The 19,913-nt window shown below is 60.9% G+C and carries 18 protein-coding genes and 1 other RNA gene; 8 read left to right on the forward strand and 11 right to left on the reverse strand.

What is annotated here, in order from left to right:
• Positions 1-10 precede the first annotated feature (10 nt).
• Positions 11-415 carry a GFA family protein gene (locus tag ACXYMO_RS15575; RefSeq protein ID WP_458879650.1) on the forward strand — a complete coding sequence of 135 codons (405 nt, stop codon included), beginning with the start codon at positions 11-13 and terminating at the stop codon, positions 413-415.
• Between the two features lie 6 nt (positions 416-421).
• Here ACXYMO_RS15575 and ACXYMO_RS15580 read toward each other — a convergent pair whose 3' ends face one another.
• The 5 genes from ACXYMO_RS15580 to ACXYMO_RS15600 all read right to left on the reverse strand — a co-directional run bounded on the left by ACXYMO_RS15580 (position 422) and on the right by ACXYMO_RS15600 (position 6,804).
• On the reverse strand, positions 422-1,999 hold the full coding sequence (locus tag ACXYMO_RS15580) for an ABC transporter ATP-binding protein (RefSeq protein WP_458879651.1): 1,578 nt from the start codon (positions 1,997-1,999) through the stop codon (positions 422-424).
• A complete protein-coding gene (locus ACXYMO_RS15585; RefSeq protein WP_458879652.1) occupies positions 1,996-3,108 on the reverse strand; it encodes an ABC transporter permease in 1,113 nt (370 codons plus the stop codon). Before ACXYMO_RS15585 ends, ACXYMO_RS15580 begins: the two co-directional genes overlap by 4 nt.
• Entirely contained in the window at positions 3,108-4,196 is a 1,089-nt protein-coding gene (locus ACXYMO_RS15590; protein ID WP_458879653.1) for a microcin C ABC transporter permease YejB, read from the reverse strand. The genes ACXYMO_RS15585 and ACXYMO_RS15590 overlap by 1 nt, the downstream gene beginning before the upstream one ends.
• Positions 4,197-4,203: 7 nt before the next feature.
• Positions 4,204-6,114 (reverse strand): extracellular solute-binding protein, encoded by a 1,911-nt coding sequence (locus ACXYMO_RS15595; protein ID WP_458879654.1) that lies wholly within the window; start codon positions 6,112-6,114, stop codon positions 4,204-4,206.
• A 186-nt stretch (positions 6,115-6,300) separates the two neighbouring features.
• Positions 6,301-6,804, reverse strand: coding sequence for a c-type cytochrome (locus tag ACXYMO_RS15600; RefSeq protein ID WP_458879655.1), 504 nt, complete (start codon positions 6,802-6,804; stop codon positions 6,301-6,303).
• Positions 6,805-6,923: 119 nt separating this feature from the next.
• Here ACXYMO_RS15600 and ACXYMO_RS15605 point away from each other — a divergent pair, with 119 nt between their 5' ends.
• Positions 6,924-7,760 (forward strand): prephenate dehydratase, encoded by an 837-nt coding sequence (locus ACXYMO_RS15605; protein ID WP_458879656.1) that lies wholly within the window; start codon positions 6,924-6,926, stop codon positions 7,758-7,760.
• 24 nt (positions 7,761-7,784) lie between these two features.
• Here the strand turns inward: ACXYMO_RS15605 and ACXYMO_RS15610 are convergent, their stop codons facing one another.
• Complete coding sequence (locus ACXYMO_RS15610) at positions 7,785-8,252, reverse strand: SRPBCC family protein (protein WP_458879657.1); 468 nt, start codon at positions 8,250-8,252, stop codon at positions 7,785-7,787.
• A 37-nt stretch (positions 8,253-8,289) separates the two neighbouring features.
• The gene (gene nudC, locus ACXYMO_RS15615; protein ID WP_458879658.1) at positions 8,290-9,264 is read right to left on the reverse strand and encodes an NAD(+) diphosphatase; all 975 of its coding nucleotides are present in this window, start codon (positions 9,262-9,264) and stop codon (positions 8,290-8,292) included.
• Between the two features lie 251 nt (positions 9,265-9,515).
• Between nudC and ACXYMO_RS15620 the strand changes: the two genes are divergently transcribed.
• Together ACXYMO_RS15620 and ffs are read left to right on the forward strand one after the other, a co-directional pair.
• Complete coding sequence (locus ACXYMO_RS15620; RefSeq protein WP_458879659.1) at positions 9,516-11,411, forward strand: bifunctional 2',3'-cyclic-nucleotide 2'-phosphodiesterase/3'-nucleotidase; 1,896 nt, start codon at positions 9,516-9,518, stop codon at positions 11,409-11,411.
• Positions 11,412-11,452: 41 nt separating this feature from the next.
• An RNA gene (ffs, locus tag ACXYMO_RS15625) (signal recognition particle sRNA small type) lies at positions 11,453-11,551 on the forward strand.
• A 436-nt stretch (positions 11,552-11,987) separates the two neighbouring features.
• Here the strand turns inward: ffs and ACXYMO_RS15630 are convergent.
• Entirely contained in the window at positions 11,988-12,851 is an 864-nt protein-coding gene (locus ACXYMO_RS15630; protein ID WP_458879660.1) for an alpha/beta hydrolase family protein, read from the reverse strand.
• A gap of 96 nt (positions 12,852-12,947) precedes the next feature.
• Between ACXYMO_RS15630 and ACXYMO_RS15635 the strand changes: the two genes are divergently transcribed.
• Positions 12,948-13,499, forward strand: coding sequence for a TetR/AcrR family transcriptional regulator (locus tag ACXYMO_RS15635; RefSeq protein WP_458879661.1), 552 nt, complete (start codon positions 12,948-12,950; stop codon positions 13,497-13,499).
• A gap of 90 nt (positions 13,500-13,589) precedes the next feature.
• On the opposite strand, the gene ypfJ is transcribed toward ACXYMO_RS15635, so the two are convergent.
• Positions 13,590-14,426, reverse strand: a complete 837-nt coding sequence (gene ypfJ / locus ACXYMO_RS15640) for a KPN_02809 family neutral zinc metallopeptidase (RefSeq protein WP_458879662.1) — start codon at positions 14,424-14,426, stop codon at positions 13,590-13,592.
• A 195-nt stretch (positions 14,427-14,621) separates the two neighbouring features.
• Between ypfJ and ACXYMO_RS15645 the strand changes: the two genes are divergently transcribed.
• The 3 genes from ACXYMO_RS15645 (at position 14,622) to recR (ending at position 17,533) form a co-directional block, all read left to right on the forward strand.
• Complete coding sequence (locus ACXYMO_RS15645) at positions 14,622-16,364, forward strand: DNA polymerase III subunit gamma/tau (RefSeq protein WP_458879663.1); 1,743 nt, start codon at positions 14,622-14,624, stop codon at positions 16,362-16,364.
• Between the two features lie 178 nt (positions 16,365-16,542).
• Complete coding sequence (locus ACXYMO_RS15650) at positions 16,543-16,887, forward strand: YbaB/EbfC family nucleoid-associated protein (RefSeq protein WP_458879664.1); 345 nt, start codon at positions 16,543-16,545, stop codon at positions 16,885-16,887.
• A gap of 52 nt (positions 16,888-16,939) precedes the next feature.
• The gene (recR, locus tag ACXYMO_RS15655) at positions 16,940-17,533 is read left to right on the forward strand and encodes a recombination mediator RecR (protein ID WP_458879665.1); all 594 of its coding nucleotides are present in this window, start codon (positions 16,940-16,942) and stop codon (positions 17,531-17,533) included.
• 50 nt (positions 17,534-17,583) lie between these two features.
• Here recR and ACXYMO_RS15660 read toward each other — a convergent pair whose 3' ends face one another.
• Together ACXYMO_RS15660 and ACXYMO_RS15665 are read right to left on the reverse strand one after the other, a co-directional pair.
• Complete coding sequence (locus ACXYMO_RS15660) at positions 17,584-18,762, reverse strand: type III PLP-dependent enzyme (RefSeq protein ID WP_458879666.1); 1,179 nt, start codon at positions 18,760-18,762, stop codon at positions 17,584-17,586.
• Positions 18,763-19,030: 268 nt separating this feature from the next.
• Positions 19,031-19,798 carry a DUF1013 domain-containing protein gene (locus ACXYMO_RS15665; RefSeq protein ID WP_458879667.1) on the reverse strand — a complete coding sequence of 256 codons (768 nt, stop codon included), beginning with the start codon at positions 19,796-19,798 and terminating at the stop codon, positions 19,031-19,033.
• Positions 19,799-19,913: the final 115 nt, after the last annotated feature.

Genomic DNA, 19,913 nt, shown 5'->3' on the forward strand with positions numbered 1-19,913 from the left:
AGGATCAGAAATGGATGCGACGGGTGGATGTTACTGCGGAGCGGTCCGCTATCGGATTACCGGGGAGCCGATGCTCAAGGCGCAATGCCATTGCCGCGAGTGCCAGTACATTTCCGGGGGCGGTGCGAACTTTTTCATGCTGATCCCCGAAGACGGCTTTGCCTATACCAGCGGCACGCCGAAACAGTTTTCGCGCAGCGATCTGGACACGGCCGTAACCCGCGAATTCTGTCCCGATTGCGGAACCCATATGCTGACCCGGCTGCCCGGTCGCGATCAGGTGGTGGTCAAGGTCGGTACATTGGACGACCCATCCCAATTTGCCCCCAGTATCGCCATCTACACGATGGATCGGCAGCCCTTTCACCAGATCGCCGAGGGCCTGCCCAGCTTCGAGCGTCTGCCGCCGCGCTGACGCGGACTACATGGCCGCGGCGATCAGGGTGCGGGTATATTCCGTGCTGGCGTTTTCGAACACGTCTTCGGCGCGGCCCTGTTCGACCACATCGCCCTGTTTCATCACGATCACATGGTGCGACATCGCCCGCACCACGCGCAGATCATGCGAAATGAACAGATATGCCATGCCATATTTCTGCTGCAAGGCGCGCAGCAAATCGACGATTTGCACCTGCACCGTCATGTCCAGCGCGCTGGTCGGTTCGTCCAGAACCAGCAACTTGGGGCGCAGTACCATGGCGCGAGCAATGGCGATGCGCTGGCGCTGGCCACCTGAAAATTCGTGCGGATAGCGGTCCATCGTGGCCGGGTCCAACCCGGTTTCCATCATCGCCTCGGCCACCAGTTCCCGTTTGTTTCGGTTGGGGTCCACGTTGTGGATACCCAGCCCCTCGGCGATGATCTCGGCACAGGTCATGCGCGGACTGAGACTGCCGAACGGGTCCTGGAACACGATCTGCATGTCCTTGCGCAATCGGCGCAGTTCGCGCGTCGACCACTTGCGAATGTCCTGCCCCAGAAAGGCGATGTCCCCCTCGGACGCGATCAGCCGCATGATGCCCAGCGCCAGTGTCGTCTTGCCTGATCCGGATTCGCCCACGATGCCCACGGTTTCGCCTGCGCGCACCGACAGGGTCGCGTCGTTGACCGCCTTCACGTATCCGACCGTTTTGCGCAGCAAACCCTGCTGAATGGGGAACCACACCTTCAGATGATCGGTGTGCACGATCTCGGGCGCGTCCCCAGCCACCGGATCGGGGGTTCCCGTCGGTTCGGCCGCCAAAAGCTTGCGGGTATAGGGGTGCTGCGGATTGGCAAAAATTTCGGCCGTGGGGCCGCTTTCGACGATCTCACCGCTTTTCATCACACAGACCTTGTCGGCCACCTTGCGCACGATGCCCAGATCATGGGTGATAAACAACAACCCCATGTTTTCCTGCGCCTTGAGGTCCGCGAGCAGATCCAGGATCTGCGCCTGAATGGTCACGTCCAGCGCCGTTGTCGGCTCATCGGCGATCAGGATGTCGGGCTTGTTGGCCAGCGCCATGGCGATCATCACCCGCTGGCGCTGCCCCCCGCTCAGCTGGTGGGGATAGGCGTTAAGCCGCGTTTCCGGGTCACGAATGCCAACCTTGGTCAGCAGATCAATGATGCGCTCGCGCGCCTCTTTCGCGCCCAGGCCCTGATGCAGGGCCAGCGATTCAGCCAATTGCTTTTCAATCGTGTGCAGCGGGTTCAGCGATGTCATCGGTTCCTGAAAGATGAAGCTGATGTCATTGCCGCGCACCTTGTGCAGCAGCCTCTGCCCCGCGCCGATCATCTGCTGACCGTCATAGGTCACCGACCCTTCGACGGTCGCACTGTCCCCCAACAGGGAAACGGTGGACAGGGCTGTCACCGATTTACCCGACCCGCTTTCACCGACCAGCGCCACGGTTTCCCCGCGATCCACGGTAAAAGACACACCGCGCACCGCCAGCGTCGTTTCCGCGTCCTGGCGAAAGGACACTTTCAGATCACGCACTTCCAGAAGGCTCATGAAAACGTCTTTCTGGGGTCAAACGCATCGCGCACGCCCTCGAAAATGAAGACCAGCAGCGACAGCATCACGGCGAACGTGGTGAAGGCAGTGAACGCAATCCAGGGCGCCTGAAGGTTCTGTTTCGCCTGCAACGTCAACTCGCCCAGCGACGGGGCCGAGGACGGCAGGCCGAAGCCAAGGAAATCCAGCGCCGCCAGCGATGAAATCGTCGCGGTGATGATGAACGGCAGCATGGTCAGCGTCGCCACCATCGCATTGGGCAGCATATGGCGGAACATGATGGTCATGTTCCCCACGCCCAGCGCCCGTGCCGCGCGCACGTATTCAAGGTTGCGCGCGCGCAAAAACTCGGCCCGAACCACGCCGACCAATCCCGTCCAACTGAACAAGATCAGCAATCCGGCCAGCAACCAGAACCCGCGCCCCAGAATCGCGAACATGATGATGATGACGTAAAGCGACGGGGTGGATGACCAGATTTCGATGATCCGCTGAAAGATCAGATCGACCCAGCCGCCAAAGAACCCCTGCACCGCCCCGGCGACAATCCCGATCACGGTCGAAGCGCCGGTTACGATAAGCGTGAACAGGATCGACAACCTGAACCCGTGAATGACCCGCGCCAGAACATCCCGCTTGGTGTCATCCGTGCCCAGCCAGTTTTCGCTGTTGGGCGGCAGAGGCGCCGCGCCGGGCCGGTCCACCGCCGTGTCAAAGGAATAGGGGATCAGCGGCCAGATCATCCAGCCCTTGTGAAACTCTTCAACGCCTTCGCCAAAACTGCCGTTTTCGACGGCTTCGACAATGCCTTCGGGATCGTCGAAACATTCGACCATGCCGCCCGTGGCGATCAGGCATCGCACCTCGGGGTCGCGGTACACGGCCTCGGTCTGGAAATCGCCGCCGAATTCCGTTTCGGGATAGAAATTCCAGATCGGCGTGTAAAAGCTGCCCCGATACTGGATGAGGATGGGCTTGTCATAGGCCAGAAACTCGGCAAACAGGCTCAGCCCGAACAACACGGCAAAAATCCACAACGACCAGAACGCCCGGCGGTTGCGTTTGAAGTTGGTCCAGCGGCGCTGGTTCAGCGGGGACAGTGCCATCAGCCTTCCCTCCGCTCAAAGTCGATCCGCGGATCGACCAGCACATACATCAGGTCCGAGATGATCCCGACAACCAGCCCCATCAGGCCAAAAATGAACAGCGTGCCAAAAACGATCGGATAGTCGCGCGCCACGGCGGCCTCGAACCCCAGACGGCCCAGTCCATCGAGCGAGAATATGGTTTCGATGATCAAGGAACCGCCAAAGAACACCCCGATGAATACCGCCGGAAACCCCGCAATTACGATCAGCATCGCGTTGCGGAACACATGGCCATAGAGAACCCGGCTTTCGGTCAGGCCTTTGGCGCGGGCGGTCATGACATAGTGTTTCTTGATTTCGTCCAGGAAACTGTTTTTGGTCAAAAGGGTCAGCGTGGCAAAGGCCGAAATCGTGCTGGCGATGACCGGCAGGGCAATGTGCCAGAAGTAATCACCGATCTTGCCCAGCCAGCTCAGCTGATCCCAGTTGTCCGACGTCAGCCCGCGTAGCGGGAAAATCTGCCAATATGATCCACCCGCGAACAGAACCAGCAACAGGATCGCAAACAGGAAACCGGGGATCGCATAGGCCACGATGATCGCGCCGCTGGTCCAGGTGTCAAAACTGGTCCCGTCGCGCACCGCCTTGCGAATGCCCAGCGGGATCGACACCAGATAGGCGATAACCGTCGACCACAGACCCAAAGTGATCGACACCGGCATCTTTTCCAGAACTAGGTCGATAACGCTGACGGACCGGAAATAGCTTTCGCCGAAATCGAACCGCATATAGTTCCACATCATGTTAAGGAACCGCTGCAACGGCGGCTTGTCGAACCCGAATTCCTTTTCCAGCTGTTCGATGAACTCGGGCGGCAATCCACGCCCGCCGACATATTTGTCGTTGATCGCGCCAACCTCTTCGACCGCGGCATCCCCCTTGCCTCCGGCAAAACCGCCGAACACGTCGCCCTGACCTTCGGACCGCGCGATGATCTGTTCGATGGGACCGCCCGGCACGAACTGTGCCAGGGTGAAGTTGACGATCATGATCCCCAGAAGGGTGGGAATGATCAGCAACAACCGCCGCAGGATATATGCGCCCATATGGCGGTTACCTCAGTGCACCGGCGGCCTTCAGGGCCGCCGCTTTGTCGGCGTTGTACCACCAGAAATCCAGATACCCCAGATCATAGGGCGGGATCGGATCGGGATATTCATATTGATCGTAAAACCCGACCCAGTGGTTCGCCTTGTACCAGACGGGAATGATGAAGAATTCGTACCGCAGCGCCCGGTCCAGCGCCCGGATCATGGCGCGTTCCTGCTCGGAAGTTTCGGCCAGCAGGGATTCGGCGATGATCTTGTCGACCAGCGGGCTGGCCAGCCCGGCCGGGTTGAACAGGGAAAACGCCGCGTCCTCGGACCCGAACATCTGCGAGAGGCCGGTACCCGTGCCCAGGAAGGGGCGGTAAAAGTCAAAGATCAGGTCGTAATCGCGGGCGCGTTCACGCTGCGTGTACTGGGCGGCATCAACCTTTTCCAGACTTGCCGCGATGCCCATGGATTGCAGGGTGGAAATGAAATTCTGGATCACCCCGCCCAATGTTCCGTCGCTGGACGAATTGAACAGGAAATTTATCTCCAGCAGCTCCCCCTTGTCATTGCGCCGCTTGCCATCGCTGCCGACGGCCCATCCGGCCTCGTCCAGCAGCTTCATCGCCTGACGCAGGTTGCGCCGGTCGGTCAGGCGGGCGGGGTTCGAGCTATGCGGCATGCGCGCCGGTTCGCTCAGCATCTCGGGCGGAACCAGATCGCCCAGGGATTTCAGAAACTCCAACTCGGCCCCTTCGGGCGCGCCTTGGGCCATCACCGGCGTCCCTTGCGAGAACGAGGCCCGCTGCTGGAACAACCCGTATTGCAGGCTTTCGTTGGTCCACTCGAAATTATAGCCCAGCGCAATCGCCTCGCGCACGCGCTTGTCCTTCAGCACCTGACTGCCCAGGTTGAACACGAACCCGGTGGGTGTGGGCGGGCTGCCATCCGGGATTTCGACCTTGCGCACATAGCCGTCCTGCACTTTCGGGAAATCATACAGCTTGGCCCATTTCTTGGAATCGCCCTCAACGCGGATGGTGTATTCCCCGGCCTTGAACGCCTCGAACGCGGCGGTGTCATCGCCGAAATATTCCACGCGGATGCGGTCGAAATTGTGCCGTCCCTGGTTCACCGGCAGATGCGCGCCCCAGTAGTCGGGGTTCCGCTTGTATACGATGCGGCGGTTCACATCGATCGAGTCGATCATGTAGGGCCCCGATCCGGGCGATGTTTCCATCCGGCTTTCATCCAGCCGCGCGCCGGTTTCGTCGAACCATTTCTTTGACCAGACGGGCACGCCGCCGACCTGGTCGATTAGGCTGCGCCGCGAAATGCCGGGCGTGAAATAGAACTTGATCCGGTAATCATCCAGAACCTCGGCCTTGGGGATTCGTTTTTTCACCGCCGCCGCATAGGACGGCAGACCCTGCTCCAGCAACAGGTTGTGTGAAAACAGGACGTCATGCGCCGTGACCGGTGTGCCGTCGGAAAACCGCGCCTCGGGGCGCATGTGGAAGATCACCCAATCCTTGGTGGCCGGGTATTCCACCCGCTCGGCCAGCAACCCGTACCCTTCGCCGTAAACGTCCGCCGCGCCTTCATCCAGCAGGCTTTCGTACATGATCGTGCTCAGAACACCGCCGCGCCCTTTGACCGAATAGGGGTTCATGGAATCAAACGTGCCCAGCGCGGCGAACGCGATTTCGCCGCCCTTGGGCGCATTCGGGTTCACGAAATCATAGTGTTTGAAATCCGCAGGGTATTTCAGATCGCCATAAAACGAATATCCGTGACTGACGATCATTTCCTCCTGCGCCTGAACCGGCGATCCGACGGCAAGGGCCGCAGCAAGGACAATCCCGGCCAATCTGCGCCAGGCGCCGGCAACGGGCGTGCGAAATGGCGCCGCGGAAAACAATCTGATCATCTGGCTCATCCTCTGTTGGCGGGCACGATTTTTGGCCTCGATCTTTGGTGACCTAAGCTAATGGCGTGGGCGGACAACATTCAAGTTGAGAAATTGTAAGGTTTTGGTGAGTGCGCACACATCCCGTCACAAGAAAAAAGCCGCTGCAATCTGCAACGGCTTCGTTCATGTCGGTTGTGACAATACTTACTCGTCGATGCTGTCGAGATAGGCGATCACGTTAACGCGGTCTTCGGCCTTTTTCAGGCCGGCAAAGCTCATCGTGGTGCCGCTGACATACGAACTCGGCTTGATCAGGAATTCGTTCAGGCGCTCAGCCGTCCATTCCCCGCCCAGTGCCGCCAAGTTGCCGGAATAGGCGGTGAACCCGTCCGCAGCAGCAACTTCACGCCCGACGACACCGTAAAGGTACGGGCCAGTGCCGTTTTCGCCAGCTTCCAGCTTGTGACAGGCGGCGCATTTCTTAAACACCTTTGCACCCTTGCCGATATCGGCCGAGGCCATCATCTCGTCAAAGCTGACTTCGGCAACTTCTTCGCCGGCTTCTTCGCCACCGGTTTCAACGACATAAGACGGCTCACCGTGTCCGCCCACATGGTACAGGCCTTCAGCCGCCCATTTTGCCAAGAGGAGAATCAGAAGGGTGCCGCATACAGCTGCCACCGCCTTGGTTGAGGTCATGGTATCCATTTGGTCGCGAGTCCATTTGATCTGTTTGGGCGGTTGTCTAAGCCTTCCCCTTCGCCGAAGCAAGGTATAGACACCGCGACCAAACGCCCAATTTGCACTTCTGTAAAGAAAGTTCGACCATGGCCACCCATCGCATCGCCTTTCAGGGCGAACCAGGAGCATACAGCCACGAGGCCTGCCGCGCCGCGCGTCCCGACATGGAGGCCCTGCCCTGCCGCACGTTTGAGGATGCGATTGATGCTGTCAAAACAGGTGCGGCCGACCTTGCCATGCTGCCGGTTGAAAATTCGACATATGGGCGCGTGGCCGATATTCACTCGCTTTTGCCCCAGTCGGGCCTGCATATCATCGACGAGGCCTTTGTGCGGGTTCACATCAACCTGCTGGCCCTTCCCGGTGCTAAGCTGGACAATATCACCCATGCGATGAGCCACACGGTGCTGTTGGGTCAGTGCAAGGAATTTCTGCAAAAACACGGCATCCACCGCATTACCGGTGCCGATACCGCTGGATCGGCCCAGCATGTCGCACAGGACGGCGATGCGTCAGTCGCCGCGCTGGCCAGTGAACTGGCGGGCGAAATCTATGGCCTGAACGTGCTGGCGCGCCATATCGAGGACAACCACGACAACACGACCCGCTTCCTGATCATGTCGCCCAAGGCCGATTACAAGCGCCGCGGCGACCACGGCATGATCACCAGCTTCGTGTTCCAGGTACGAAACATCCCGGCCGCTCTCTACAAGGCGATGGGCGGTTTCGCCACCAACGGCGTCAACATGACCAAGCTGGAAAGCTATATGGTCGGCAGTTCCTTCACCGCGACCCAGTTTTACGCCGACATCGAAGGTCACCCGGATGATGCCAACGTGCAGCTCGCGCTGGATGAGTTGCAGTATTTCACGACCAACGTGGAAATTCTGGGGGTCTATCCCGCCGCAGCCGGGCGTCACTGACCGGGTCTGGTCAGAATCGGGCCGTCACGCCATGCGCTTGTGACGGTCTTCCATATTCTTGGCATAGCTGGCGACCTTGATCTTGAAACGCTTGGTCAGGCTGGTCTTGGCCAGTTTCAGAGACTGCACCAAAAGACGGGCCGACAACGTTTTCGGCATCAGTTCCAGCGACACGGCCATGCGCGTGCGGCGTTGTGACAGCGGAACAAGATCAACTGACATGACCCCGTCCAAACCCTGGGACTTCGCATCGAAACGCATCGCGTTGGGGCGATCATACTCGGCCAGAACCAACCGCATGTCGCGCGGTTTGCCGCGCAGCAGGAAATGGGTTTTCCACGCCATGCCCGCACGCGGTTCGCCATATTCGTCTTCGCGTTGAACCTCCACACCGCGCCGGATCGCCGAGCGTTCGAAGGCCTCGAATTCGGACAGAATCGAGAACACCTCATCAATCGGGGCTTCGATGTCTTCTTTGGTGGAGAATTTCATGACGGTCCTGATTTGAATGAGTGGCGCGAGTCTTGCCTCAGTCCAAAGTATCCGCAAGCCAGTTTTGCAAAAGAAAATGCGCGATAGCGCCGCGGCGCGCTGGCTTGATAACCGGATGGTCTCCGGCAAACACAGTCATCATATCGTCGCGGGTGACCCAGATCGCATCTTCGATCTCTACCGGATCGATCTCGATCTCTTTTGACAGCGCCTCGCCCCGGCACCCGAACATCAGTGAGGCCGGAAATGGCCAGGGCTGGCTGGCGAGATAGTCGACCCGCCCGACCTGCACACCGGATTCTTCGGCCACCTCGCGCCGCACGGCCGCCTCAAGTGTTTCGCCGGGTTCGACGAAACCGGCCAAAAGCGAATACATCCCCTCGGGCCAGCCGGGCGACCGCCCCATCAGGACCGAGTTGCCATGCGTGATCAGCATGATGACAACCGGATCGGTGCGCGGAAAATGATGTGCGCCACAGTCCGGGCAAGTCCGCTGCCAACCAGCGTGCGAAACGGCACTGGCCGCACCACATTTGGCGCAGAACCGATGGGTGCCGTGCCAGTTGATGATCGCCTTGGCCGTGGCCGCCAGTTCGGCGTCCCGCGGGCTCAGCCGGGACATGACGCGGCGCAGTTCAATAAAAACGTAGTCCGGCGGAAAATCCGGGTGATGCTGCTCGGACGGGTCCAGGAACAATCCCAGCGATCCGGCATCGAGCCCGTCAGGCTCCCACCCGGAAATGTCACAGGCAAAATCCGGCGCGCCGCTTTCTTCCAACCCCAACAGAACGGGGTTTTCGATTTCGCCCTTGTAGCCGGCTTTCAGGATCGGATGGTTCATCGGCACCATCGCCAATTTGTCGCCCTGCATCAGAACCTTGCCGCGCCATGTCAGCACACAGGCCGCATGTGAATGGTGTGACGCGTCATTCATCGCCTGCGGGTCGTTGCGGATATGGGCCGCCCGATTCAGGCCGGATCCGCCGAATGTAACCTGCTCTGCGTTTTTCATTGCCGACCCTGCCTGTTCGCCCCGGGCACGTTTGTCATGCCGCCGCGCCGAGCCATTGCATAGCTGCGTGCGCAATTCAATTCCACCCGGGAGACGCCAAATCGCGCCACCGCTGACACAAATTGGACCATTCTATCCGCTGTTCCGACGCGACAATAATGTGTTTTCAACGGTTTGACCCAATTTCAATCAACTCTCACAGTAAGAATTCGTTAAATGTTTGCCCGATCCATTTGTTTGCGCGCAATTTCGTGACAACCGCGCGCCCCATTCCCCATGGCATAACAGCCCGGCTGCGCCTGATGGCGACATCCGATCTGCATATGAATCTGACGGATTACGACTATTTCGCAGATCGTCCTGATTTGACCGTTGGCCTGACGCGCACCGCAAGCCTGATCACCCAAGCGCGTGCCGAGGCGGCGGACATGCGCGCGCTGAGCCTGCTGTTTGATAACGGCGATGCCCTGCAAGGAACCCCTCTGGGGGATACGGCCCGCGAAAACAACACCCGCAGCCATCCCCTGATGCGGGCCTTTCGGCACTTGCGCTATGACGCCATGGGCCTTGGCAACCATGACTTCAATTATGGGCTTTCGGTGCTGGGAACCGTCCTGCGGCAGGCGCCCTGCCCGGTCATCAGTTCGAACATTCACAAACTGTCCCTGTCCAACCCGCCCGGGTTCTCGCCCTACGCCATTCTCGACCGGATCGTGCAATCAAACGGGGCCGAGTGGCCCATTCGCATCGGGGTCATCTCGGTCCTTCCCCCGCAGACCCTCACATGGGACGCGCATCTGCTCGGCGGGCAGGTCAGTACCGACGATATCCTTGAGTGCGCCCGGCGTCTGGTGCCCGAACTGCAACACGCCGAATGCGATCTGATCGTTGCGCTGGCCCACACGGGGCTGGGCGAGGCGACGGAACGCGCGAACATGGAAAACGCCGCGATCCCGCTGGCCGGGATCGAAGGAATCGACGCGATCATCGCCGGGCATACGCATTTGCGGCTGCCCGGGCCGGATCACGCCGGGTTCGGCCATGTCGATGCGCAGGCCGGGTTGGTGCATGGAAAACCGATGATCATGCCCGGGGCCGCCGGGTCGCATCTGGGCATCATCGACCTTGACCTGACAGGTGCGGACTCGGGGCGGTGGTCGGTATCGGGGGCACGCACCGAACTGCGCCCCATTGCCAGTCGCGCCCATCAGGGCGCTGTGATCGCTCTGGCCCCGCAGGACCCCGCGCTCAGCAGCCTTCTGGCGGACGATCACGCCGACACCCTCACCCGGATCAGGCAGCCGGTGGGACGCACCCGCCACAACCTGCACAGCTATTTCACCTTCATCGTCCCGGACCGGTCGCTTTGCGTTGTCGCGGCCGCCCAAGCGGCGGCCCTGCGCCCGTTCCTGTCAGGGACCAAGGCGGGTGATTGTCCGCTTCTCTCGGCCGTATCTCCGGGCAAATTCGGCGGCCGCGCGGGCCCGACCTGGTTCACCGATGTTCCCGCCGGTCCCGTCCTGCTGCGCAATGTCGCCGATCTGCAAGTCTTTCCCAACGACCTACACGCGGTCCTTCTGTCGGGCGCACAACTGATCGACTGGCTTGAAATGTCCGCCAGCCTGTTCCACCAGATCACGCCCGGGTCTCAGGGGGCCACGCTCCTGAACCCGGCCCTGCCCTGCTATCACTTTGATGTTCTGCATGGGCTGACCTACGAAATCGATCTTTCGCGCCCGGCCCGATATACTGCCGACGGGACCCTGACCGCCCCCGAAAACCGGCGCATATGCAACGTGCGCCATGCCGGACTGCCGCCGTCGCCGGATCAAATGTTTGCCGTGGCTCTCAACAGCTACCGCGCCAGCGGCGGAGGCCATGTCGCCGCCCTTGAAACCGCTCAGCGGCTCTGCCTGCCGCCGATCTCAATCCGCGATGTTCTGCGTGATTACCTGACTGGCACCCTGCCGCCGGATCCTCTGGAAAATGCCCCCGACCCGTGGCGCTTTGTCCCGATGCCGGACACATGCGTCAGCATCCGGACCGGCCCCGGGGCGCAGAAATACCTGTCCGAACTTTCAGGCCGGGGGATCAATTGCGAGGGACGCGACGACGAGGGTTTTCTCAGGCTCAGCGTTCCCCTGTGACGCCGCTTGCGAATCCGCGCCGCGCCACCTATATCCCTCGTTGAGAGGTTGGCGCGGGCAAGCGCCTCGCCAACCTGGTCAGGTCCGGAAGGAAGCAGCCACAACGAGCCCCGCTTGGGTCGATGTCCAGCCTCTCACTTTGTCACCGTCGGGTGCCTGCGGTGAATACCGCACCACATTCCATTTTCTTGCCGAACCTTTGGGACCATTCCCTTGATGTCGCGAATATGCTCCTTCAACCGCAGCCGCTCTGCCCAATCATGAGGCGGTTCTAACCTGAACCCGCCATTCGACTTCCATGACTGAAGGTTGGCCGTGCGGACGAAGGAGACTCTTGCAATTCAAGTCATAAGCCGCGGTGCGGCGAACAGACGCCGGAGCGGTGTGCTTTATCGTCGTATTTGCCTGACAAGGTCTTGGCTTTCGGCAGCGTAGCCAAATCGCCGTGCCGGGGGGCGGCCCAGCGATGCGCGGCGGCCTTCGGCCTTGTTCCGCGCTTGCGCACAAAGTTCTTTCTGTCACTCTGGCCCTTTCCCGACCTTTGCCGCGCAGGTGAAAATTATCTGATTATGCCCCTCAAGAGCGGTGATCCGCGATCAACTCGGGCCAAAGGGCCGCGTTTCGACGGGCGAATGCCCCCATGTGACCGACCGAATTCAAACCGAAATCTGCGTGGTTCAGTACCCGCATTTTTGCGCGGTTGACCCCATAGAGCCCCACCAGCTTTGATACCGAAAACGGCGGGCTGGTCTGATCGTCCTCGAAAGCAATCAAATCCACTGGCGCGCCACTGCGCGACCAATCCGGATGCGGCAGGGTCGCGCCGAACTCACCGTAACAAAATGCCGGTGAGATGCACCACCGCCGCCACTGCCAATAGACCGAGGCCGGGAGATCCACCCCAAATCCGCTGATCCGCCCCGGTAGGTACCCGGCCATTTTCACGACCAGCGGCACATGACCGAACCAGAACAGACGCGCCAGCGCCTGATAGGGCCAGGGATGGTCGTGGTGGTGCACCATCCCGCTGGACACACCGATCATGCGCTCCACGTCTTCGATCCCTTCCTGCAACGGCATCAGCATCGCCCCCAGGGAATGGCCCATCACCCACAAGGGCACTCCGGGAAGCGCCGCGCGCAAAGCGGCACGGGCGGCCGGTTGATCGCGCAAAGCCCAATCAGCCATGGTCACCCTTGATGCACGCATATGGCCCCGTGCCGACAGGCCGAAATCACTGTAATCATAGGTCAGGCACGCGATGTTCTGCTGACCGGCCAACCACTGGGCAAAGGCACGGTAATATCCCTGCGGAACTCCGGTTGCACCGTTCAAGACCAAGGCGGCCCTGGGCGCAGCAGATGGCAGAAACAGAGTTCCCTGCAAATGCGCGTCTCCGGCGGGGAAGGTAATCGCCTTTGTCGCGCGACTGCTCGTCATTTGCATATCAAGCATTTCAGTCTCCGCTGCGCCCTAGACCGATTGGTCCACTCTCTATCACTGGACCAATCGGTCTAGGTGTGTCAAGAACGGTTCATGACAGATCGCCCCCTCTCAACCAAAGAGCGTTTGATCCGCTCAGCAGCTGACCTGTTTCGAAAAAAGGGTTACAACGGGGTTGGCGTCAGTGAAATTCTATCTGCCGCACATGCGCCCAAGGGCTCGCTTTATCACCATTTTCCAAATGGTAAGGCCGATCTGGCCATTGCGTCGGCCACCTGGGCCTCGGACGGAATACTGCGCCTGATCGCGGCGGCGTTCGAACCGGCAGACAGCTTTCATGACGGCGCGGTGACGTTGTGTCACAAACTGGCCAAGCTTTTTGACAAGTCCGACAGCTGGGATGGCTGCCCAGTGTCGAACGCCCTGTTCGATGGTCCCGGAAACGAGACGTTTCGCACCCTGTCCCAGCATCTTTTTGAGGGCTGGATCGCGGAACTGGAACACCATGCTACCCGGCTGGGCACACCCCCCGAGGACGCACATCGCGTCGCCGAACATTTCTTCATTTTGCTGCAAGGAGGCTGGAACCTTGCCCGCGCGCGCAAGGATTCGGACGTTCTGCGCAAATTACCCATACCGGGCTGACCCGGGTCGGACAGGAGGTCACCCTGCGCGTTTCGAAAAGAAAAAGGCCGGGCGGACCCCGGCCTTTTGGTCGACTGTCGTTCGGCCGCCTTACAGACGCCGCGCGCCGAAGGTGTCACAGGCGTTCACATCGCCCGTGTCAAAGCCGCGCTGAAACCAGCGCGAGCGCTGTTCCGACGTCCCATGGGTAAAGGTGTGGGGCTGTGGCACGCGCCCGGACTGGCGTTGCAGGTGATCATCGCCGATCATGCGCGCCGCGTTCAGCGCCTCTTCCAGATCGCCGCGCTCCATCACGCCTTCGACCGCGCGGGCCCACAGACCCGACAGGCAATCGGCCTGCAATTCCAACCGCACCGTCAGGGCGTTGGCATCTGCCTGTGACGACTGGCGGCGCACCTGATCGACCTGCCCAAGAATGCCCATTTCGTTCTGCACGTGGTGTGCAACCTCATGGGCGATCACATAGGCGGCCGCGAAATCGCCCCGCGCGCCCAAACGGTTGGACAGCGTGTTGAAAAACGCCAAATCCAGATATGCCTTGCGGTCAGCCGGGCAATAAAACGGCCCCGTCGCCCCCGAGGCCCCGCCACAGGGGCTTTGCGTGACGTCAGAAAACAGCACCAGGACCGGCGCCGTGTAGGTGGCGTTCATCTGGTTGCGGAACACCTGGGCCCAGACTTCCTCGGTCGTGGCGAGAACCCGGGATGAGAATTCGGCGGCGCGCTGCTCCTCGGCGCTGGGCCCGCGTGCCTCGCCGGCGGGCGCGGCTTGCTGGTTCAACAGCGGCGTGACATCGATGCCCGCAAAATATCCGATGGCCAGAACCACCAAAAGCCCGACACCCCCGATACCACCCGCAGCGCCGGCGCGGCGGGCGCCCCTTCTATCCTCGACATTCCGGCTACCCCGGATCCCTCGCAAACGCATTGCACATCTCCTGTCTCGTTGACCCGTTTATAAATGAACAAAATGAACTTGGCGACGGGTCCGCCATGTACAAACCATTACTTTCGACGTCAGGTTCCCTGTCCATTGCGTTTGTAAGGTCGGGTTCGGTGGACGCCACCGGCCAGCCGTTCTAACCTGACGCGAACTTCGCGAATCCTCATTCGATTGGTCCCAATGTCCGAATCCGCCCCGTCCGAGTACAAGGTTCTCGCCCGCAAATACCGTCCTGAAACCTTTGCCGATCTGGTCGGTCAGGACGCGATGGTGCGCACCCTGAAAAACGCGTTTGCCGCGGATCGCATCGCGCAGGCGTTCATCATGACCGGCATTCGCGGCACCGGTAAAACCACGACGGCGCGGATCATCGCCAAGGGCATGAACTGCATCGGGCCCGATGGAAATGGCACGCCGACGACCGAACCCTGCGGGCAATGCGAACATTGCGTTGCCATCATGGAAGGGCGCCATGTGGACGTGATGGAGATGGACGCCGCCAGCCGCACGGGCGTAGGCGACATCCGCGAAATCATTGATTCCGTTCGATATCGCGCGGCCTCGGCCCGCTACAAGATTTACATCATCGACGAAGTTCACATGCTGTCGACCAGTGCATTCAACGCGCTGCTCAAGACGCTTGAGGAACCGCCCGAGCATGTGAAGTTCATCTTTGCCACGACCGAAATCCGCAAGGTGCCGGTAACAGTTCTGTCCCGCTGTCAGCGGTTCGACCTGCGCCGGATCGAACCCGAGGACATGATCGCCATGTTGCAAAGGATCGCCACCTCCGAAGGTGCGCAGATCACCGAAGATGCGCTTGCCCTGATCACGCGCGCCGCCGAAGGGTCGGCGCGCGATGCGACCTCGCTTCTGGATCAGGCGATTTCGCATGGGGCGGGCGAGACCACGGCCGATCAGGTCCGCGCGATGCTCGGCCTTGCCGACCGGGGCCGCGTTCTGGACCTGATGGACATGATCCTGCGCGGAGACGCGGCGGGCGCGCTGACCGAACTCAGCTCGCAATATGCCGAAGGGGCCGATCCGCTGGCGGTGCTGCGCGATCTGGCCGAGATCACCCATTGGGTGTCCGTGGTGAAAATCACGCCCGATGCGGCCGAGGACCCGACGATTTCCCCGGATGAGCGCGCCCGCGGCTCGGCCATGGCCGAACAGTTGCCGATGCGGGTGCTGACCCGGATGTGGCAGATGCTGCTCAAGGCGCTGGAAGAGGTTTCCGCCGCTCCCAACGCGATGATGGCCGCCGAAATGGCCGTGATCCGCCTGACCCATGTGGCCGACCTGCCCAGCCCCGAGGAACTGGTGCGCAAGCTGCAATCCACGCCGCCCCCGCCGATGCCCGGTGGCGGGCAACCCTTGCCCTCGGGCGCAGGGTCCGGGCCGGCAGGTACAACCTCAGCCGTGGCACGACCCGGCGGCCAATCGGGCGCACAGGCAGCCCCCGCACATGCCCCGGATACGGCATTGGCCCGCTTTCCGACCTTCGATCACGTGGTCGAACTGATCCGCGCGCACCGGGACGTCAAACTGCTGGTCGAGGTTGAAACCGGACTGAAGCTGGTCAGCTATCAACCCGGACGGATCGAATTCGTACCGGCCCCGAATGCCCCGGGCGATCTGGCCCAGCGGCTTGGCTCCAAATTGCAGGGCTGGACCGGCAACCGCTGGGCGGTCAGCGTCGTGTCAGACGGCGGCGCGCCGACCATTGCGGACATCCGCGACGAAAAGGAAAACGCCCTGAGATCCGAGGCCGAGGCGCATCCGCTGGTCCAGGCGGTTCTGGCGCGGTTCCCCAAGGCCAGGATCACCGAAATCCGCACGCCCGAGCAACTGGCCGCGGCAGCCGTCCAAGAGGCATTGCCCGAAGTCGAAGATGAATGGGATCCGTTTGAAGACGGTTGATCGGCCCCTAGAGCAACCGGGCGAGGCAGAGCGAAAAGCGCAGCTTTTGGCAAAGACCCGCATCCCAGGAGTTTTCAGGCCGCCCCACTTGTTCATCGCGCCGTGCACTGCGATATGTATTTTCAATCTGAAAATGATCTGGTCCCGCGCTGCGCGGGTCACTTAACAGGAGAATGATATGCTGAAAGGTCTCGGCGGGCTTGGCGATATGGCCAAGATGATGAAGTCGGCGCAGGAACTGCAGGGCAAGATGACCCAGCTGCAGGAAGACATGCACAACATGATGGTCACTGGTGAATCCGGCGCCGGTCTGGTCAAGGCGACCTGCAGTGCCAAGGGCGAGTTGAAGGCGCTGGATATCGATCCGTCGATCTTTAACGGCGACGACAAGGAAGTGGTCGAAGACCTGATCCTGGCCGCGATCAAGGACGCCCAGCACAAGGCCAGCGACAAGGCCCAGGAAGAAATGGCCAAGCTGACCGAAGGCATGGGCCTGCCCAAGGACATGAAACTGCCGTTCTGAGGCAGTCGGACAGAGCGGCGCGCCTGCGCCGCCCCTATTCAAGGCACCCGTATTGAGCAGCACCCGCGACATCGACAACCTGATCGAGCTGATGGCCAAACTGCCGGGCCTCGGCCCGCGTTCAGCGCGGCGGGCGGTGCTGCACCTGATCCGCAAGCGCGCCTTGTTGCTGACCCCGCTGGCGGACACGATGCAGACGGTGGCCGCGACCGCGCGGGAATGTCTCAATTGCGGCAACGTGGGCACGGCGGATATCTGCGATATCTGCGCCTCGGACAAACGGGCCACGGGCGAATTATGCGTGGTCGAGGACGTGTCGGACCTGTGGGCGATGGAACGGTCGGGCGTGTTCAAGGGACGCTATCACGTTCTGGGCGGCACGCTGTCGGCGCTGGATGCCATCGGACCCGATGAATTGCGCATTCCGCGCCTGATCGACCGGGTCGAAACCGAAGGTGTGAGCGAGGTGATCCTTGCCTTGAACGCCACTGTGGATGGGCTGACCACGGCCCATTACATCGCGGATCAGTTGGGCAATCGCGTCAAACTGACGTCCTTGGCGCAGGGCGTGCCCATTGGCGGCGAACTGGATTATCTCGACGACGGGACGATTACGGCCGCGCTGAATGCGCGCAAAGAGATTTAAAAGGCCGCCCGCTCCTCCCAGACTGGGCGGCCTTTCCGAGTTCTACCAGCTTAGAGGACGATAACATCCAGCGGCGGGAACCCGTTGAACCCGACCGACGAATAGGACGAGGTATAGGCACCGCAGTTGCGGATCATCACCTTGTCCCCGTCACGCAATGCCATCGGCAATTGCACAGGTCGCTTTTCGTACAGGATATCGGCACTGTCACAGGACGGGCCGGCCAGAATGCAGGGACCGGTTTCGCCGCCGTCGTGGTCAGTTACGAACTGATAGCGGATCGCCTCGCCCTCGGTTTCGGCCAGGCCCGAGAAACGGCCAATGTCCAGATAGACCCAGCGGTGCAGATCTTCGGGCGATTTGCGCGACACCAGCAGAACCTCGGACGCGATATGCCCGGCTTCGGCGACGAGGCCGCGGCCCGGTTCGGCCATGATGTAATCCACGGCGCCAAAACGATCGCGGACGGCCTGCATGACCTGCGCACCATATGCGCGGGGCGCATCAATGTGCTCGCCGTAAAACGCCGGGAACCCGCCGCCGATGTTCAGAACGGTAAAGTCGTGACCGTCGGCAATGGCCTGGTGCCACAGGGCAGCGACCTGGTCGAGAACCGGGTACCAGTATTCGGCTTTGCGGGTCTGGCTGCCGACGTGGAACGACAGGCCAACCGGGTTCAGGCCCAGTTCACGCGCCAGTGTCAGCATGCCGGGAACAGCGGCCGGGGCGCAGCCGAATTTGCGGGTCAGCGGCCAGTCGGCCGAGGAGTTTTCGACGATGACACGCAGGTAAACCGATGCGCCGGGGGCGTTCTGGGCGATTTTGGCCAGTTCCGCCTCGGCATCGACCGAGAAAAGCTCAACCCCGACCGAGCGGGCGAATGCGATGTCCGAAGGGCGTTTGACCGTGTTGCCGAAAGAAATGTCGCAACCGCGCGCACCCTGCGCGAGGCACTGTTCGATTTCGGCACGGCTGGCCGCATCAAAGCGCGAGCCTTTCTCAACCAGCAGGCGCAGGATTTCCGGAGCCGGATTCGCCTTGACCGCATAGTGGATACGCGCGCCTTTCAGACCATCGGCCAGTGCATCGTACTGCCGGGCAACCTGGGCGCTGTCGACCACGAGTGTGGGCCGGTCAAACCGGTTTTGCGCAATGAATTCCGCAGCAGCGTCCGAAGCAAAGTGATAGTCGGCGCGAAATGCGCTTTGGGTAGTAGCGTTCATCGTCATCTCCAGAAGTACACGCCCATCTAAGGGCAGGGGTCGCAAAAGGAGACGTTACCGTCGCTACATAAACGCGGGTCAGTCAGGGTTGGCTGACCGGCCAGAGGCGCGTGCGTTGGCGTCTGTAGAGGCGCACATAAATCCTTTCTGGATTCGATCAAGAAAAAAGTGCGGGTAAGCCAAAATTTTTCTGATTGGCGATTTTCCGGTCGTGCGCAGAGGTCGGAAAATCGGGTTGTCGGCTGGCCCGGTGGCCAGCCGATAAACTGCGTGATCAGGGGATCAGGTTTTCTTCGTCTTCGTCGTCATCCGACGCATTCGGCAGGTTAAAGAAGCTGTCGGCATCGACGACCTCTTTTTCCTTTTTCTCTTCTTCATCATCGCCCGACCCGGACAGCGAGAAGGTTTCAAGACCTTCGATGGCTGTCGGAATGCGCGGTTCGGCCTCCATGCCCAGTGACTGTTCGGTGCTGACCAGTTTGCGACGTTCGTCGTCGGTCATCACTTCGCCGGCGGCGGCCTTTTTCGCAGCGGCCTTTTGCACGGCGGCGTCCAGTTCGGACTGTTTGCACAGGCCCAGCGCAACCGGGTCGATCGGCTGAATGTTCGAGATGTTCCAATGCGTCCGTTCGCGGATCGCCTGGATCGTCGGCTTGGTCGTGCCGACCAGCTTGGAAATCTGCCCGTCGCTCAGTTCCGGGTGGAACTTGACCAGCCACAGGATCGAGGCCGGACGGTCCTGACGTTTGGACAGCGGCGTATAGCGCGGGCCACGGCGTTTTTCCTCGCCCACGGCGGCGGCGTTGAATTTCAGCGTCAGCTTATGCAGCGGGCTGGCCTCGGCCGCGTCGATTTCTTCCTGCGTCAGCTGGTTGTTGGCGATCGGGTCAAATCCTTTGACCCCTGCGGCAACATCACCGTCGGCGATGCCCTGCACTTCCAGTTCGTGCATGCCGACGAAATCAGCAATCTGCTTAAAGCTGATCGTCGTGTTATCCACCAGCCAAACGGCGGTTGCTTTGGCCATGATCGGTTTTGCCATGGGTTTCTCCTTACTCAAATCTTCCCCGTTGCCTGGCTTTGCAGGCTGCCCCGGGATTTTGTGGGGCGGTTTCCGTTGTCGGGGAACTTGGGGCCTATATAGTCAGGCCAACACA

This window comes from Arenibacterium sp. CAU 1754, from assembly GCF_054482635.1.

Bases quoted from the DNA above. Each gene is read 5' to 3' on its own strand.
- ACXYMO_RS15575 (WP_458879650.1), top strand. From the start codon at position 11: ATGGATGCGACGGGTGGATGTTACTGCGGAGCGGTCCGCTATCGGATT.
- ACXYMO_RS15580 (WP_458879651.1), bottom strand. From the start codon at position 1,999: ATGAGCCTTCTGGAAGTGCGTGATCTGAAAGTGTCCTTTCGCCAGGAC.
- ACXYMO_RS15585 (WP_458879652.1), bottom strand. From the start codon at position 3,108: ATGGCACTGTCCCCGCTGAACCAGCGCCGCTGGACCAACTTCAAACGC.
- ACXYMO_RS15590 (WP_458879653.1), bottom strand. From the start codon at position 4,196: ATGGGCGCATATATCCTGCGGCGGTTGTTGCTGATCATTCCCACCCTT.
- ACXYMO_RS15595 (WP_458879654.1), bottom strand. From the start codon at position 6,114: ATGATCAGATTGTTTTCCGCGGCGCCATTTCGCACGCCCGTTGCCGGC.
- ACXYMO_RS15600 (WP_458879655.1), bottom strand. From the start codon at position 6,804: ATGGATACCATGACCTCAACCAAGGCGGTGGCAGCTGTATGCGGCACC.
- ACXYMO_RS15605 (WP_458879656.1), top strand. From the start codon at position 6,924: ATGGCCACCCATCGCATCGCCTTTCAGGGCGAACCAGGAGCATACAGC.
- ACXYMO_RS15610 (WP_458879657.1), bottom strand. From the start codon at position 8,252: ATGAAATTCTCCACCAAAGAAGACATCGAAGCCCCGATTGATGAGGTG.
- nudC (WP_458879658.1), bottom strand. From the start codon at position 9,264: ATGAAAAACGCAGAGCAGGTTACATTCGGCGGATCCGGCCTGAATCGG.
- ACXYMO_RS15630 (WP_458879660.1), bottom strand. From the start codon at position 12,851: ATGACGAGCAGTCGCGCGACAAAGGCGATTACCTTCCCCGCCGGAGAC.
- ACXYMO_RS15635 (WP_458879661.1), top strand. From the start codon at position 12,948: ATGACAGATCGCCCCCTCTCAACCAAAGAGCGTTTGATCCGCTCAGCA.
- ypfJ (WP_458879662.1), bottom strand. From the start codon at position 14,426: ATGCGTTTGCGAGGGATCCGGGGTAGCCGGAATGTCGAGGATAGAAGG.
- ACXYMO_RS15645 (WP_458879663.1), top strand. From the start codon at position 14,622: ATGTCCGAATCCGCCCCGTCCGAGTACAAGGTTCTCGCCCGCAAATAC.
- ACXYMO_RS15650 (WP_458879664.1), top strand. From the start codon at position 16,543: ATGCTGAAAGGTCTCGGCGGGCTTGGCGATATGGCCAAGATGATGAAG.
- ACXYMO_RS15660 (WP_458879666.1), bottom strand. From the start codon at position 18,762: ATGACGATGAACGCTACTACCCAAAGCGCATTTCGCGCCGACTATCAC.
- ACXYMO_RS15665 (WP_458879667.1), bottom strand. From the start codon at position 19,798: ATGGCAAAACCGATCATGGCCAAAGCAACCGCCGTTTGGCTGGTGGAT.